The sequence below is a fragment of the Bacillus sp. JNUCC-22 genome, assembly GCF_018861275.1.
GTDB lineage: Bacteria > Bacillota > Bacilli > Bacillales > Bacillaceae > Bacillus > Bacillus velezensis.
Genome location: NZ_CP076408.1, coordinates 2838989 through 2853499 on the forward strand (window position 1 = coordinate 2838989; position 14511 = coordinate 2853499).

The window sequence follows — 14511 nt, forward strand, 5'->3', positions numbered from 1 at the left end:
CCTTTCAAAGCAATTTGTCTTAGGTTTGCTTTTATTCCCGAAATTCATACAGGTAAATCATCGATCCGCTTATTTTCTCTCCCGCTTGACAGATGCAGCCACTTCGCCGTCTTCTCCCCATTTTACCGCTCTGTAAATCGCGTCGTGATAGAAAATCAGCCAGGCGTCTTTTTCTGCCGCGAACGTCTGCCATTTCTGCTTTTCTGGAATAGAGGTCATCGGATAATCATCATAGGCCAGCACCCATAACGGATTTTTATGCGCATTCGTCGGCATCAGGTCGGCAAAATGCACAGCCGTCTCCCCACCGTCTTCTAAGACGATGACGCTGTGGCCGTCGCTGTGGCCGCCGGTGTGGTGCATCGTAATGCCTTCTGTCAGCTGATACTCGTTCTCAAAGGTTTCAACCTGATCTTGTATCGCCTCCCAATTTTCTCTCCAATATGTATTTTTCGATCTGATATTAGGGTTTCTCATTTCGCGCCACTCTGTTGCAGAAGTGATAATGCGGGCATTCGGGAAAACAGAGACAAGCTCCTCTCCGCTGTACTCCGTCAGGCCGCATGCATGGTCAAAATGAAGATGGGTCATCGCGGCGATATGAATGTCCTCACAGGAAAGCCCGAGGTCACGAAGAGATTGTTTCAGATTGGATTCCTGTGTTACGCCGTAATTCCTTTTTTGTTTATCTGAGAATTTCCCTCGGCCGATACCCGCGTCAACCAATATATTCAGGCCGTTTTTTCTGATCAGAATCGGGTCTGTTCTTAATTCAATCTGGTTTTTGTCATTTACGGGGTATTTTCTCGACCATAAAGGTTTCGGAACAACGCCGAACATCGCTCCTCCGTCCATATGCGTTACACCGCCGTCCAGCCATGTTAATGAAATATTCCCAATATTCAATGTCTCCATCTTGATCCCTCCTGATGTAATGGTAGCAAATGGCGGCATAAAAAAACAGACTCCCGCATCAGAGTCTGTCTTTTGTTCTCCATTCAACTTCGGCCCGGTAAATCGGCTGGCCGAGCGCGGAGAATTTTTCTTCGTATTCTGTCATAATATTGCCCTTCGGATCGCTGTTGTGCAGATCAAGGCTGACTTCCGTCAGAAGCAGGCCGTATTCGGAAAAGCTTTTCAGAGAGTATTCGAATAAACCGCGGTTATCGGTTTTAAAATGAATCTCACCTGTTTCGCCCATCACTTCTTCGTATTTTTTCAAGAACGTTTTAAATGTTAAACGGCGCTTTTCGTGACGGTTTTTCGGCCACGGGTCAGAAAAGTTTAAATATACGCGCTTGATTTCTCCCCGTTCAAATACGTCATTCAGTGTTTCCGCGTCTATATTTAACAAACGGACATTGTGAGCCCCGCTGTCCTTTACTTTTTGGACGGCAGTGACGATGACGCTTTTAAACAGCTCAATTCCGATATAGTTGATATCCGGATTCTGCTTGGCCATTCCTGAAATGAACTGCCCTTTTCCCGTACCGACTTCAATATGGATCGGGTTGTCATTGCCAAAGACCGTGTTCCATCGCCCTTTATACTGGGCCGGATCACTGATGGCGATGTCAGCGTTTTCTGCCAGAAAATCATTCGCCCAAGGTTTATGGCGCATTCTCATATGATTGACACCTCTATCTATAATTTCGAGTAACAACATACCATGAAACATAAAGAGCCGCAAGCGCCTTTTAAAGGCGCCGGCCGCATAAAAAAAGAGGCTCCCCCGTCCGGAACACTCATGTGATGCATAAAACCGCACCGCTTTGCACAATGTATGACACAGAAAGGATGTGTATATGAATCATGGGCTTAACAAGCGAACATCAGGTCCGGTTATTAAAGGACATATTGGCCGACCATCAATTGGATTGCTGCGGCACGGTTGCCGAGTATGAACAGCTCGAGCGCGTCATCAAATCACTGATGGCCAACACCGGGCTTGATTCAAATATAAAAAACGTGCTCGAGGATGTCTACCGCTACAGCCAGTCCGGCATCACGGCCGATTCCATCGACACGCATATTCAGGAGCACCAAAACCATTTGTCCCAATGGGTGGAGCAGATGGATTCGTACTCCTGACTACTTGACAATCCGCTTCATCAGGGCATGAAGCTCTTCCATGGCATCATGATACGCTTTGTCGTTTCCTTTTGATTTGTGCCAGGCGATGAAGGTGATGGTCTCCGATAACATGTACCACGCCATCCGCAGCCGAAGCCCTTCCGTGAGCTTCATGCCGTACATCCCAAGCCAGCTGTCCCACGCTGGCTCTTCGACGTAATGATACAATAAAGGGCCGAGATCCATGGCCGGATCGGCTATCATGGCGCCGTCCCAATCTATTAAATACAGCTGGTTGTCTTCAGACAGAAGCCAGTTATTATGATTCACATCACAATGGCAAACGACTTTTTCACCGAATTGCACCTGATCCACATGAGCTTCCAAATAAGCAAGGCCTTCCTGAATAAGCGGCGAAAATTGCCGCACGGCAAAGACGGCCTGCTTCAGCTGCGACAAAAGGGCGCCCGGATCAAGCGGTTCTTTTCCCAATCTTTTCAGCATGTCGAGCAAAGCTTTTGATGTGTGGATTTTGCGGAGCAGCTCAGCCACCGGGCGTCCGCTCATATCCTTTGCCTTCAGCTCCCTGCCCGCCATCCAATGCTGAGCCGTAATGACGTCTCCGTTTTCCATCCGTTTCGTCCAAACCAGCTTCGGAACAATGCCTTCGGCGGATAACACGGCTAAAAAGGGCGAGCTATTACGTTTTAAAAAAAGCTGTTGGCCGTTATGTTTCGCATAATATGCATCTCCTGTAGCTCCTCCGGCGGGGAAGATCTCCCAATCGCTACCTAGTAATTGTCCCAACCAGTTCATATCAATGTTCAACCCATCATTTCTTAAAATATTTTAGAATAGGCCTCCAGCCTTTCTCTATTGGCGGAGCGGCCTGTCATAAACAATTTCATGAGAATAAAAAAGACAGCTATTGAGAGTCTCATATGCTAATCAATAGCCGTCCTATAAATTTTAGCGCTACAGCACAAACTTCGTCAAGCAAAACTAGCAAGAACACCTGTGAATTCTGAAGATTTATGCCGCGAACCGCTCTTTGCCGTGAAACATTTGACGGGTTTCATTTGTTTATTATGTTTTTATTTTCAACGGCGTACCGCCCGGCATAAGCCGAAACGGCGTCGTTCCGATCAGCTCGCCGTCAGCGTGAAACGGAATTTTCCCATCTGTTTCAAAAACGAATTCCTTCCCCTTTATCATCGTCACTCCGTCCATTTTGATATGCCGGCCGAAGCTCATCGCCCATAAAAAACGATACAGCGAGAAAAAGGACAGGTTTTCTGCGATGACAATATCAAAATGGTTTTGACGGGGATTTGCTGAAGGCGCCGCTTTCATGCCGCCTCCGTAATAAGGGTGATTAGCCGCAATGACAAACCAGACATTGCGGAATTCACGCCTCTGGCCGTCTGCCGTGCAAACAAACCTGAACGGCTGAAACCCCGAGGCCGTATGTAAATGCGCGAGCGGGTAAATCACAAAGCCGAGACGCAAAAACCGAAGAACGCGCGATAACGGAAAATTCGCGGCTGCCTTCAAAACTGAGGCATCGAAGCCGACAGACAGGTGGTTAATAAAATAAAGTGATTGCGCTTTGTCATGAAAAAAGTTGATGCTTCCCGCAAAAAATTTCCGTGTGAGCGGGCGGTGCAGACTTTTGATTTCTTGGAGGAGCGCCGACTTCTTAATACCGAGCCCTTTGGAAAAGTCATTGTACGAACCGGCAGGCACAAAGGTCAGCTCAATCTGATCCGTTCCTTTCAGTCCGTTAATGACTTCATGCATCGTCCCGTCACCGCCGATGACGAACAGCCGCTTAAGCTTATGATCCTGCATCATTGAAATCTGCCTCGCCAGCACCTCCGCATGTCCGGGATGCCCGGTCAAAAAAGAGCGGTGGCTGGCCCCGCGCCTGGTCAGCTCTTTTTGAACTGATTTCCAGACACGCCGGCCCCGCCCGCCTCCTGAGACCGGATTAATAATAAAAAACCATTGACTCATCGTTTGTTTTCACCTGCTTCATAGATGAAGAGACAGCCGGCAAACATCCGTTTTAATCAAGCCATTCCTGTCTCCGGCTTGAATCGCTCAAGCCGTAAGACAAAAGAGCCTTCGCCGCCTTCAGCTGGTGGTGCTTGATCGGCGCCGTATTTTTCTGCTGCTTTTCCAGCCACTCTGCGGCAGTCCGTTTATCAGCTATTTCCAGCCCGTACGGCGGCTCCGGATAATCAATATAAGACGTTCTGCTGAGCAAAAGCTTCCGCACGGGAATGTCGGCCTGCTTTTCTTTTACGATTTGCGAAACGACCGAGCCCGTCCGGTGCAGGCTGAGAGACGGATTCAATACTTGGCGCGTGCTGCCGGAGCCTCTTTCTTCCCAAAAACGGTGTTTTGATCCGATATATACGCTGTCCTCTTCCGCTTCCATAAAAGCAGCGCAGAAAATCTCCAGCGGCGAGATGATGATCATGCTCAGTTCGACGGACGCCTGCTGAATTTGCAGAACCGGATGATACATCACAAAATAGGAATCGGGCAGCTTTTGAGCCAGCATTTTTAACATCCCGTCCCTTTTAACCGCCTGCGAAAGCTCAGACTTTTGAGAAAGCGTGGAGCTCGCCCATTTTAATTGAAAGTCATACAGCTGATCTTTGAAAAAAGGCGCGAGCTCAGACTTTTGAGACGGAAGATTCCCGAACAGCGCCTCTTCTCCCTCCGGCTCATCAAACCATTGGTGCCTCTTTTCATTTATATCGGCCGTATTTTCTTCTTTTCTCTTTTTTAAGGAAAATTTTTTCCTGGCCGGCGCTTGATCGGTTTCCCCGCCGGCAGCCGTTTTCGTTTCTAGTTCTTCCGTCTTCCGGTCAAACGCTTCAAGAAGCGTCTCCCAGCGTTCTTTCTTCAGCCGGATAAACTGGTTCATATAATAATATGGATCAAGTTCATATCTGGATATGCAGTCGTGAATTTTGATGATCTGTGCCATGTGATTTCTCCACTCCGAATATTTGTTTATGTCAATTGAAACTGTGCGATTTCTTCATATTTAGGCGACCGGTCAAGATGGGTCTGAAACAGGGAAAACCGGCTGACGGCACTTTGCACCCTGCCGCTTTCAAACGGCACATCGTCAGGAAACGGCCGGTCTCCCGCCCACTTCCGCGCCATCGTCATATGAGGATGATACGGGCGTTTTTCCACTTGAAAACCGGCTTTCAAAACAACCTGTTTTGTTTTTTCCCGCAAATCAAAGAGCAGTTCATTCCGTTCGGGCTCAAGGTGAAGCACTCTCGGCTGTCTGCGGTCGCCGAAAATATCCAGATGCTGAAACTGTACGGTAAACGGCTGCGCTGCCGACGCAGCATCTGCGAGCAGAGGCGATAATGTCGCAAGCCGTTCTTCATCCGCGGCTCCGAGAAAAATAAGTGTAATATGATAGTCATGCGGGTGCACCCATTTTTTGAATGATAACGCCGGCTCCTTTTTGGCTGCTTCCCAAATCGGTTCAGCAATGTCAGCCGGAATCGGAATGCCGATAAAATAATGCGGCAATGAAGCTCTCATACGAGGATCTCCCCCTCTTTGGTTATGGTGTTATTATAAAACGGATAAGCGGAGAGGAGAACCCTGTCCGCTCATTATGATAGGATATTATGTACCGAACGTTTTATACAGAAAGGAATGAACCGGCCTTGAAAATCGTAAACAGCACGGCGGAGCTGATCGGCGGCACACCGATCGTAAAGCTCAATCGCCTTCAGCCAGAACATGCAGCACAGGTCTATTTAAAATTAGAATCGTTTAACCCGAGCGGCAGTGTCAAAGACAGAGCGGCTTACAATATGATCATTGAAGCGGAAAACAGCGGGCATTTAAAACCCGGCTCTGTCATCATCGAACCGACAAGCGGCAACACAGGCATCGGCCTGGCGATGAACGCGGCGGCGCGCGGCTACAAGGCAATCCTCGTCATGCCTGACACGATGACGAAAGAACGCATCAACCTCCTGAAAGCGTACGGCGCGGAGGTTGTGTTAACACCGGGGGCGGAAAGAATGCCCGGCAGCATCAAAAAAGCGAAAGAACTCGCCGAACAGATTCCGGGAAGTTTTATCCCGATGCAATTCGATAACGGCGCAAATCCAGATGCCCACCGAAAAACGACCGCCATTGAAATCTATCAGGCCGTTCAGCAGCTCAACAGACCGCTCGGTGCTTTTGTGGCAACGGCGGGAACGGGCGGAACCATTACCGGAACCGGAGAAACGCTGAGGGAGCTTTTCCCGGATATGATTGTTCATGTCGCCGAGCCCGCGGGATCTCCCGTCCTGTCTGGCGGAAAACCCGGCGCTCATAAGCTTGTCGGGACAAGCCCCGGATTTATTCCCGGCATACTGAATCAGGACGTTTACGATGAAATCATGAAAATATCTGATGAAGATGCGTATACGACAACACGCCGTCTGGCCCGGGAAGAAGGCATACTCGTCGGCCCGTCTTCAGGCGCCGCCTGCTTCGCCGCCATTGAAACCGCAAAACGCCTCCCTCCCGAACAGATCGTCATCTGTATGACTGCCGATACGGGAGAACGTTATTTATCAACAGATTTATGGTCATTTGAATAATAAAAAGGGATGCCGCTTTCGGCGTCCCTTTTTATTATCACTTGGCAAGCTCATAAATAGCTTCGGCATATAAAGCCGTTGACCTGAGAAGGTCATCGATTTCGATGTACTCATCCTTTTGATGCGCGCTGTCAGGCCGGCCGGGGAACAGCGGCCCGAACGCGACGCCCGCCGAAAGGGATCTCGCATACGTTCCTCCGCCGATTGAAATCAGATCCGCTTTCTTTCCCGTCTGTCCTTCGTAAACCTTTTGAAGCGTCTTTACGAGCGGATGATCGGCAGAAACGTGGTGCGGTTTGCTGTCTTTAAATTCTTCAAGCCGGAATTCTTCAGCAGACGTAAAAGCATCACGGATGACTTTGCTGTCTGAAGTGACGGGATAACGGATGTTGATGCCGAGTTCTCCTTCCTCACCCTTTCTGTATGTAAAGGTGCCGACATTCAATGTAAGCTCTCCGCTGATGTCATCCCTGCAATCAATTTTCAGCTTTTTACCTCGTGTATCATTTAAAAAATAGTCACTGACGGTTTTGACAAAGTGCTTTCCGGCTCCATCCAGCTCCGTTCCGTTAAGGCATTCAGCAAGCTTTAAGCCGGCATTGACACCATTATCCGGTTCCATCGCGTGGCATGATTTTCCGTATACGCGAAGCGTCAGTTTTCCATTTTCCGAAACTGCTTCACCTTGTGTTTTTGACTGCTCAAGCCATTTGCTGAAATATGCGTGCACGGCATCAAGACCGTCCCCTTCAATAACCGCTTCAGCCGCATCCGGCACCATGTTCAAGCGCAGTCCTGAACGGAATGACAGAAGCATGTTTTTTGCGTCTTTGTCAGAAGCGCTTTTTACAATGCGCAGTGATGCATCTATAATTCCTTTTTCCGCGTTAATGATCGGAAAATCTGCGTCAGGAGCAAAGCCGATGTCAGGCATTTTTTCGTGTTTGAAGTAGTGATCCACGCATCTCCAATCACTTTCTTCATCCGTTCCGATGATGATTCTCACGCGTTTGGATAAAGGGAGCTGCATGTCTTTGACGATTTTCAGCGCATAAAACGCCGCCATTGTCGGTCCTTTATCATCTATGGCGCCTCTGGCATATATCCGGCCGTCCCTGATATCGGCTGAAAACGGATCGCTCGTCCAGCCGTCTCCGGGCGGAACGACATCGACGTGGCACAAAACGCCGACGATTTCGTCACCCGTTCCCCATTCAATATGGCCCGCATAGCCATCAAGATTCTTTACGGTGAAGCCTTCTTTTTCACCGAATTCCAGCAGTGACGTCAGGCTGGCATTGACGCCTTCTCCAAACGGCCGGCCGGGACCGGCTGTTGATTCGTCCATTACGCTGTTGATCTGCAAAAACTTCTGCGTGTCACGGATCAGATCTTCTTTGTTTCTGATGACTTCAACTTCCCAGTTCATCACAAATCCCCTTTCTTGATAAAGACTTGCAAAATGTCGATAAAACGAATAATATAGATGATGTTTTGAAAAAATGTTCGTCATTGGAGGTACTTATGTTTCATCTCGACAAGCATCAAACGACAATAAAAAGAGAAATTACCGCGGGATTGACCACCTTTTTCACAATGGTGTATATCATTGTCGTCAATCCGGTGATCCTTTCCAATGCGGGAATTCCGTTTGACCAGGTGTTCACCGCGACGATTATCGCTTCCATTGTCGGAACTTTATGGATGGCTCTCGCTGCGAATTTTCCGATCGCCATTGCCCCCGGCATGGGCTTAAACGCGTATCTTGCCTTTCACGTTGTCGGCACAGGCAGCGGCATTACGTATCAGACGGCTTTCAGCGCCGTTTTTATCGCGGGAGTCATCTTTATTATTTTATCGTTAACGCCTTTAAGAAAACAACTTATAGAAGCGATTCCGGACAATTTAAAATACGGAATTACGACCGGCATCGGCTTATTTATCGCTTTTATCGGCTTACGCCAATCCGGAATCATCACGGCTGATAAATCTAATCTGGTCGCACTCGGCGATCTTCATTCGCCCGCCGTCATTTTAACGCTTATCGGGCTTATCATCAGTATTGTACTGATGGTGCTGAATGTTAACGGGGCTCTGTTCATCGGCATGGCGCTGACCGCCGTCATTGCCTTTTTGACGGGGCAGATTCATTTCGCGAAAGGATTCATGTCCTTCCCGCACCTGCCGGAGGGGCTTTTGATCACAAATCCGTTCGGAGCCCTCGGGGATGTCGTGCATCACGGTCTGTACGCCGTTGTGTTTTCTTTTCTTCTCGTTACGATTTTTGACACGACCGGCACCATGATCGGTGTCGCCGAACAAGCGGGACTGATCAAAAACAATCAGCTGCCGAATGCCAGAAGAGCGCTTTTGGCTGATTCGACCGCTACGACGGTGGGAAGCATCTTCGGCACCAGCCCGACGACCGCGTTCGTTGAATCTTCAGCAGGTGTGGCGGCCGGCGGAAGAACGGGTCTGACGGCGCTGACGATTGCGGTTATGTTTGCCGTTTCCATGTTTTTCAGCCCGCTTGTCAGCGTCTTATCGGAAGTGTCCGCGATTACGTCACCGGCTCTGATTATTGTCGGCAGCCTGATGATGGGTGCGGTATCGAATATCCGCTGGAATGAGCTTGATGAAGCGTTCCCGGCCTTTCTCGTCATTTTGGCGATGCCTTTAACGTCCAGTATTTCAACCGGAATCGCACTCGGCTTCATTTCATATCCGCTTGTTAAAGCAGCTAAGAAAAAATGGCGCGAAATCCATCCTTTAGTCATCATCTTCGCCGTGCTGTTTTTTATTCAGCTTTTTATTTTGAACGGACATTAAGAAAAATCCCTTTCCTTTTTCGGAAAGGGATTTTCACATATAAAGAACGGAAAGAATCGCGGCAATGAGACACCAGGCGGAACAGATGACTTGGATGACGGTTAATGCGCTGTTTCGCGCCCTGAAATAGTCATCACTGTCTCTCTTGATACCGCTTAAAACCGGTTTATCCGTGATCCGGTCAAATAAAAGTGACGCGGCATAGCGGCTGACGATCGCAAACAAAATGAGGACTGCCGGCTTCACTAAGAGCGGAAGAACGAGAATAAGAGCCGTAAAAGCCGCGGTTAAAAGGTAAAGCTGCCGGAGATACCCGCCGTTTCGGATCAGCACTTTAAAGAACAATTCTTTCCACGCCGTATACGCCGACCGTTTTGTAAAGATGTGCTTGGAGCCGGGATATAAAAACGGCTTGCTCCGCCCTTTATTTTTACCATTCGGGAGCTGCACATCATGGCTGAGCATCAAAACAAAGGCCGCGAAAGAAAGCTTGCGCCTGTTCTCCTCAAGCACTTCTTCCTCAAAGGCTGATAATGTCTCCGTCCCTTTCCAAGTCAAAAGGGCGGAACAGATGAACAATATACATCCCGCCGGCCAAAGCCAATACCATTCGGCGGCAAAGACGATCATAAAAAACGCACCCGCCATCAGAACCATCACTTTCAGCCAGCCCGCCGCCTGATTCCCGAATGTCCGCCTGCTGTTTTTTCTGTGCCGATGTACGGCTAATATCGCGGTATGGAAGCCGAACAGACAGCAAAACATACCTGAATATGCCGGTAAGGTACAGTCACCGTACTGGCGCCATAAGGGAAATAACAATACGGCAAGCGCACCCCATTTGATAAGGGAAAGGAGCATCGAATACAAAAGCGCGTACCGTTTCAGCTTTTGCATCAGATGTTTTGCATGCACCAAAAATACGTGATCCGCTTCCAGCAAAAAGGTATGAATAAAACCCGTGCACAACATCAGGGCACTGAATACATACAGCCAGCCCCATCCTAATACTCCTGCCGCTCCATTAAGAAGCCCCCTGCCGTTCAGCCAATCAGCATATTGATAAACGGCAAATGCGGCAGCGGGAAGAACGATATACAGCGCGACCGTCCAATCAATGACCGTCTGAAACACCTTCCATTGATACCGCCAATAATGAAACAGCCTTTGAAAAAACAAAGCCCGCCCGGTCATCGCTGACTGCTCCGAACCGCTGAATAAAAGCAATCCAGCAGTGAACGGCTCCCCGTTTTTTCCTGAAGCTCCTCTAACGTGCCTTGAAGAAGCAGAGCGCCCTGATCCAGCAAATAAAACCGGTCGCAGATTTTTTCCGCCGTATCCAGAACATGAGTGCACATCAAAATCCCCGCGCCCCTTTCTTTCTCAGCAATCAGCATGTCGGTAAACAGCTTCGTTGAGATCGGATCAAGTCCGATAAAAGGCTCATCAATGATGTAAATATCCGGCTTCGCCAAAAATGCCTGTATGAGCATCAATTTTTGCTGCATCCCTTTTGAAAAACCGGAAGGCAAATCATGTTTTACAGACGTCAGCGAAAACTCTTCAAGCAGCCGCCCTGCCCGCTCACGGCATTCTTCCCCTTCTATACACCGCAATGACCCGGTCAGCTCGAGGTGCTCCCAAAGCGTCAGTTCATCGTAAAAACTCGGACGCTCCGGTATGTAAGCATAAGATGAATCATTCCACTTAATACCGCCTTCTATATCCCGGGACAGCCCGAGAACCGCCTTTATCACTGTACTTTTCCCCGCGCCGTTCGCTCCGATTAAACCGGCAATTTCACCAGCGTTGACTGACAGAGATACATCAGAAATCACCTTCGGCCTGTCAGCATAACCGGCGCAGACAATGTTTGCATTCAATAATTCTCCCAAACTTCTCACTCCCCCGTTTTCATACGGACATGTATAAAAAAAGTTTCAGTTTCCATAATAATAAAAGCGGACCGGGCATAGTAATGCACCAAGGCGGCACCCATTTGGAAAAAATTATCTGCGCTTATTCCTAGATTCATGTTGTCCATATCGTGTATAATGGAGGCAGTTAAAAGAGAAAAAACAGAATGTCATCCTTTGTTGCTTATTCGTACGAAGTTTTAGAGTCGAAAGTTGTGGTATATCAAGTCCATCCGATCTTATGATAGGGAGTGGTTTTTTGAAACCTTCAACAAATCGTATGCTGACTCGGATTAAATCAGTTTACATGTTCATCCAGGAAAAAGGCCTTGTGACAACACAGGAACTGGTTGATGAATTCGGCATTACACCTAGAACCATTCAGCGAGACTTAAATGTGTTAGCATACAATGATCTTGTTCATAGTCCTAGCCGAGGCAAGTGGGAGACAACACGAAAAAAAGTGAAAATTACATCTTAAGCGAACAATTACATAAGGCCCTTTTCGGCCTGACATGCTGCAAGGCAAAGCAGCGTCTTTGCCTTGTTTTTTGTTCCTCTATATAAAAAGCCCAAAACAAATCTGTTTTGGGCTTTTCTGATATCGATTACACTTCAGCGCCTCTCAGCGTTTCAAGCTCCTCTTCAGTCAGCTCGCGGAATTCTCCCGGTTTAAGATCCGGGTCAAGAGAAACAGCCCCCATCGAAAGCCGCTTCAAATAAGCCACTTCATTTCCGACAGCCTTTGCCATCAGCTTCACCTGATGATATTTGCCTTCTGTAATGGTCAAGTGAATCACCGTTTCATCCGGGCTTTCTGTAATGATTTCAACGGCTGCCGGCTTCGTCTTATAGCCTCCTTCAATGACGACGCCTCTTTCCAGATGAACGATGTCTTCCGGTGACAGAGGTGAAGTTAACCGGACCTCATATGTTTTGGGCACATGCTTTTTCGGAGAAAGCAGGCGATGAGCGAGCTGCCCGTCATTGGTCAGAAGCAAAAAGCCTTCCGTATCCTTATCAAGACGTCCCGCCGGAAACGGTTCAAATCGCTGTTCTTCAGGCGTCAGCAGATCAACCACCGTTTGCTGGCGGCTGTCTTCTGTAGCGGACAGCACTCCTTGCGGCTTATTCATCATGACATAAATAAATTCACGATAGTCTGCCGGCTCTCCGTATACCGTGATGTCCTGTTTTTCCGGATCGACATGGGTTTTCACATCTTTCGCCGGCTCTCCGTCAATCATGACAGCCCCAGCCTTGACGATTTTTTTCACATCTTTTCTTGAGCCGAATCCGCTGTTGGCAAGCAGCTTATCAAGTCTCATCCTGATCCTCTCCTTTAAAAAGAAAAGCCCGCGATAAGCGGACTATTCATTATTCTTAATGGGCGGAATGCCTGCCTCTCCTCAAAACGCGGGGCAGACGGTTTCCAAACATTTTCTGTAAAAATCCGATTCGGTACGCGGCAAACATGTACACCGCACCGCCGACAGCGGCGCAGACAAAGACGACAATCGCCGCATGCACCTGGCCGCTTTGGTATGTTACAAAGAAACTGAGCAGCCATTGAGTCAGCTTGACCGCGACTCCCATCACGACGGACAGGACTGCGATTAAAATAACCCGTTTTATAAGTACCGTATACGAATAGCCCGCATGGCGCTTAATCATAATAAAACCGTACAGAAGAGAAGCGATATAACCGAGCGCCGTTGCCAAGATGGCCCCGTCTCCCTGAAACAGCTTGATCAGCGGCACGTTCAGCACCACTTTTATAATGACGCCGATGAAAAGGCTCACGACAGCAAATTTCTGCTTATTAATCCCTTGCAGGATCGCCGCGTTTACGGTAAACAGAGAAAACAGAATCGCGACAGGCGCGTACCAGAACAATATATCCTGTCCGATATCCGGGCGAAGGCTTTCAGAGCCGTAGAAGAACGTATAGGCCGGACCCGATAACACGGACATCCCGACAACAGCGGGAATAACCAAAAACAGAATGATTTGCATCGTCTGGTTAATCTGCTGGTTCAAAAGCTTATAATTCCTGCTCGTAAACGATTCAGTAATCGTCGGAATCAGCGTCAGACCGAAAGCGGTCGCCAGAGAAACCGGGATCATCACAAGCTTCGGCACATAAAGGGTGACAATCGCTAGCATGTCCTGACTGATATCTTTATGACCCGCCGCAATCATCGCTTTATTAAACGTATTCGTATCGATATACGAATACAAAGGAATCGCCAGTCCGACAAATACGTAAGGAGCGGCATAACTGAAAAGCTCAATGAACATTTTTTTATAACTTAAGTTCGCAGACGGGACGAGATTCGGCTTCATCGCCAGGAGATCGCCCTTCCGCTTATTCCAGTAAATATAAAGGACGACAAGCCCTCCGAATGATCCGATCAGCGCCGCGAAAGTCGCGTATCCGACTGCGATGACAAGGCCGCCGTTAATCACTCTTAAAATCAAATACGTGGCGCCCAATAAAAAGATGATCCGGGCAAGCTGCTCCACAACCTGTGAAACGGCTGTCGGCCCCATCATCTGATGACCTTGGAAAAAACCGCGCACAAGACTCATAATCGGCACGACCAAAAGTGCCAGACTGACCATCCGGATGACATAAACGACGTGGTCAATCGTAAGTCCGTTGTTACTCGTGCCGCCGAGAGATGTTTCCGCAAAAAACGGCGCTGAAATATAAAGAATTGAAAAAGCGATCATCCCGGTTACGAGCATAACCGACATTCCCGCTCTCAGCATCCGCCTGCTCGTCTCATAGTCTCCCTTGGAATTATATTTCGAGACAAATTTTGAAACCGCGGCGGGAAATCCCATCGTGGCAATGTTTAAAAACAGTGTATATTGATTATATCCGTATTGAAACAAAGCTCCGCCCGTCGCTCCGACCATCGCTCCGAACGGGATCAGATAAATCATCCCTAAAATCCGCGATATATAGGTGCCGAGCGTCAGCACGAACGTGCCCCTTAACAATTTGCTTGACATGTTTCCTCATCACCATTTTCTACGAAGATTCA

General features: G+C 48.4%; 15 protein-coding genes. 4 read left to right on the forward strand and 11 right to left on the reverse strand.

The features are described from left to right. Positions 1 to 69: 69 nt before the first annotated feature. Positions 70 to 915, reverse strand: a complete 846-nt coding sequence (locus JNUCC22_RS13700) for a YtnP family quorum-quenching lactonase (RefSeq protein ID WP_053103920.1) — start codon at positions 913 to 915, stop codon at positions 70 to 72. 58 nt (positions 916 to 973) lie between these two features. Beyond that, complete coding sequence (gene trmB, locus JNUCC22_RS13705; RefSeq protein ID WP_003152359.1) at positions 974 to 1627, reverse strand: tRNA (guanosine(46)-N7)-methyltransferase TrmB; 654 nt, start codon at positions 1625 to 1627, stop codon at positions 974 to 976. A gap of 185 nt (positions 1628 to 1812) precedes the next feature. Between trmB and JNUCC22_RS13710 the strand changes: the two genes are divergently transcribed. After that, positions 1813 to 2091: a YtzH-like family protein gene (locus JNUCC22_RS13710; protein WP_003152357.1), complete on the forward strand. Its 279-nt coding sequence runs from the start codon at positions 1813 to 1815 to the stop codon at positions 2089 to 2091. On the opposite strand, the gene JNUCC22_RS13715 is transcribed toward JNUCC22_RS13710, so the two are convergent. The 4 genes from JNUCC22_RS13715 to thpR all read right to left on the reverse strand — a co-directional run bounded on the left by JNUCC22_RS13715 (position 2092) and on the right by thpR (position 5652). Beyond that, positions 2092 to 2889: a phosphotransferase family protein gene (locus JNUCC22_RS13715; protein WP_003152355.1), complete on the reverse strand. Its 798-nt coding sequence runs from the start codon at positions 2887 to 2889 to the stop codon at positions 2092 to 2094. 270 nt (positions 2890 to 3159) lie between these two features. Continuing rightward, on the reverse strand, positions 3160 to 4089 hold the full coding sequence (locus JNUCC22_RS13720) for a YegS/Rv2252/BmrU family lipid kinase (protein ID WP_108654998.1): 930 nt from the start codon (positions 4087 to 4089) through the stop codon (positions 3160 to 3162). A gap of 52 nt (positions 4090 to 4141) precedes the next feature. Next, positions 4142 to 5074, reverse strand: coding sequence for a hypothetical protein (locus tag JNUCC22_RS13725; RefSeq protein WP_108654997.1), 933 nt, complete (start codon positions 5072 to 5074; stop codon positions 4142 to 4144). A gap of 26 nt (positions 5075 to 5100) precedes the next feature. Beyond that, on the reverse strand, positions 5101 to 5652 hold the full coding sequence (thpR, locus tag JNUCC22_RS13730; protein ID WP_108654996.1) for an RNA 2',3'-cyclic phosphodiesterase: 552 nt from the start codon (positions 5650 to 5652) through the stop codon (positions 5101 to 5103). An 89-nt stretch (positions 5653 to 5741) separates the two neighbouring features. On the opposite strand from thpR, the gene cysK reads away from it, so the two are divergent. Beyond that, positions 5742 to 6713, forward strand: coding sequence for a cysteine synthase A (gene cysK, locus JNUCC22_RS13735; RefSeq protein WP_136803464.1), 972 nt, complete (start codon positions 5742 to 5744; stop codon positions 6711 to 6713). A gap of 37 nt (positions 6714 to 6750) precedes the next feature. Here the strand turns inward: cysK and pepV are convergent, their stop codons facing one another. Next, positions 6751 to 8142, reverse strand: a complete 1392-nt coding sequence (gene pepV / locus JNUCC22_RS13740; RefSeq protein ID WP_216061812.1) for a dipeptidase PepV — start codon at positions 8140 to 8142, stop codon at positions 6751 to 6753. A 95-nt stretch (positions 8143 to 8237) separates the two neighbouring features. On the opposite strand from pepV, the gene JNUCC22_RS13745 reads away from it, so the two are divergent. Next, a complete protein-coding gene (locus JNUCC22_RS13745; RefSeq protein WP_012118223.1) occupies positions 8238 to 9542 on the forward strand; it encodes an NCS2 family permease in 1305 nt (434 codons plus the stop codon). Positions 9543 to 9575: 33 nt separating this feature from the next. On the opposite strand, the gene JNUCC22_RS13750 is transcribed toward JNUCC22_RS13745, so the two are convergent. Continuing rightward, entirely contained in the window at positions 9576 to 10736 is a 1161-nt protein-coding gene (locus JNUCC22_RS13750) for an ABC transporter permease (protein WP_216061813.1), read from the reverse strand. After that, positions 10733 to 11437, reverse strand: coding sequence for an ABC transporter ATP-binding protein (locus tag JNUCC22_RS13755; protein WP_216061814.1), 705 nt, complete (start codon positions 11435 to 11437; stop codon positions 10733 to 10735). Before JNUCC22_RS13755 ends, JNUCC22_RS13750 begins: the two co-directional genes overlap by 4 nt. A 280-nt stretch (positions 11438 to 11717) precedes the next feature. Here JNUCC22_RS13755 and JNUCC22_RS13760 point away from each other — a divergent pair, with 280 nt between their 5' ends. Beyond that, on the forward strand, positions 11718 to 11939 hold the full coding sequence (locus JNUCC22_RS13760; RefSeq protein ID WP_003152337.1) for a DeoR family transcriptional regulator: 222 nt from the start codon (positions 11718 to 11720) through the stop codon (positions 11937 to 11939). 127 nt (positions 11940 to 12066) lie between these two features. Here JNUCC22_RS13760 and JNUCC22_RS13765 read toward each other — a convergent pair whose 3' ends face one another. Further along, positions 12067 to 12786: a pseudouridine synthase gene (locus JNUCC22_RS13765; protein ID WP_007408795.1), complete on the reverse strand. Its 720-nt coding sequence runs from the start codon at positions 12784 to 12786 to the stop codon at positions 12067 to 12069. A 55-nt stretch (positions 12787 to 12841) separates the two neighbouring features. After that, a complete protein-coding gene (locus tag JNUCC22_RS13770) occupies positions 12842 to 14479 on the reverse strand; it encodes a putative polysaccharide biosynthesis protein (RefSeq protein ID WP_003152313.1) in 1638 nt (545 codons plus the stop codon). Positions 14480 to 14511: the final 32 nt, after the last annotated feature.

Coding starts and splice junctions, on each gene's coding strand:
- JNUCC22_RS13700 (WP_053103920.1), bottom strand. CDS start 915: ATGGAGACATTGAATATTGGGAATATTTCATTAACATGGCTGGACGGC.
- trmB (WP_003152359.1), bottom strand. CDS start 1,627: ATGAGAATGCGCCATAAACCTTGGGCGAATGATTTTCTGGCAGAAAAC.
- JNUCC22_RS13710 (WP_003152357.1), top strand. CDS start 1,813: ATGGGCTTAACAAGCGAACATCAGGTCCGGTTATTAAAGGACATATTG.
- JNUCC22_RS13715 (WP_003152355.1), bottom strand. CDS start 2,889: ATGAACTGGTTGGGACAATTACTAGGTAGCGATTGGGAGATCTTCCCC.
- JNUCC22_RS13720 (WP_108654998.1), bottom strand. CDS start 4,089: ATGAGTCAATGGTTTTTTATTATTAATCCGGTCTCAGGAGGCGGGCGG.
- JNUCC22_RS13725 (WP_108654997.1), bottom strand. CDS start 5,074: ATGGCACAGATCATCAAAATTCACGACTGCATATCCAGATATGAACTT.
- thpR (WP_108654996.1), bottom strand. CDS start 5,652: ATGAGAGCTTCATTGCCGCATTATTTTATCGGCATTCCGATTCCGGCT.
- cysK (WP_136803464.1), top strand. CDS start 5,742: ATGTACCGAACGTTTTATACAGAAAGGAATGAACCGGCCTTGAAAATC.
- pepV (WP_216061812.1), bottom strand. CDS start 8,142: ATGAACTGGGAAGTTGAAGTCATCAGAAACAAAGAAGATCTGATCCGT.
- JNUCC22_RS13745 (WP_012118223.1), top strand. CDS start 8,238: ATGTTTCATCTCGACAAGCATCAAACGACAATAAAAAGAGAAATTACC.
- JNUCC22_RS13750 (WP_216061813.1), bottom strand. CDS start 10,736: ATGACCGGGCGGGCTTTGTTTTTTCAAAGGCTGTTTCATTATTGGCGG.
- JNUCC22_RS13765 (WP_007408795.1), bottom strand. CDS start 12,786: ATGAGACTTGATAAGCTGCTTGCCAACAGCGGATTCGGCTCAAGAAAA.
- JNUCC22_RS13770 (WP_003152313.1), bottom strand. CDS start 14,479: ATGTCAAGCAAATTGTTAAGGGGCACGTTCGTGCTGACGCTCGGCACC.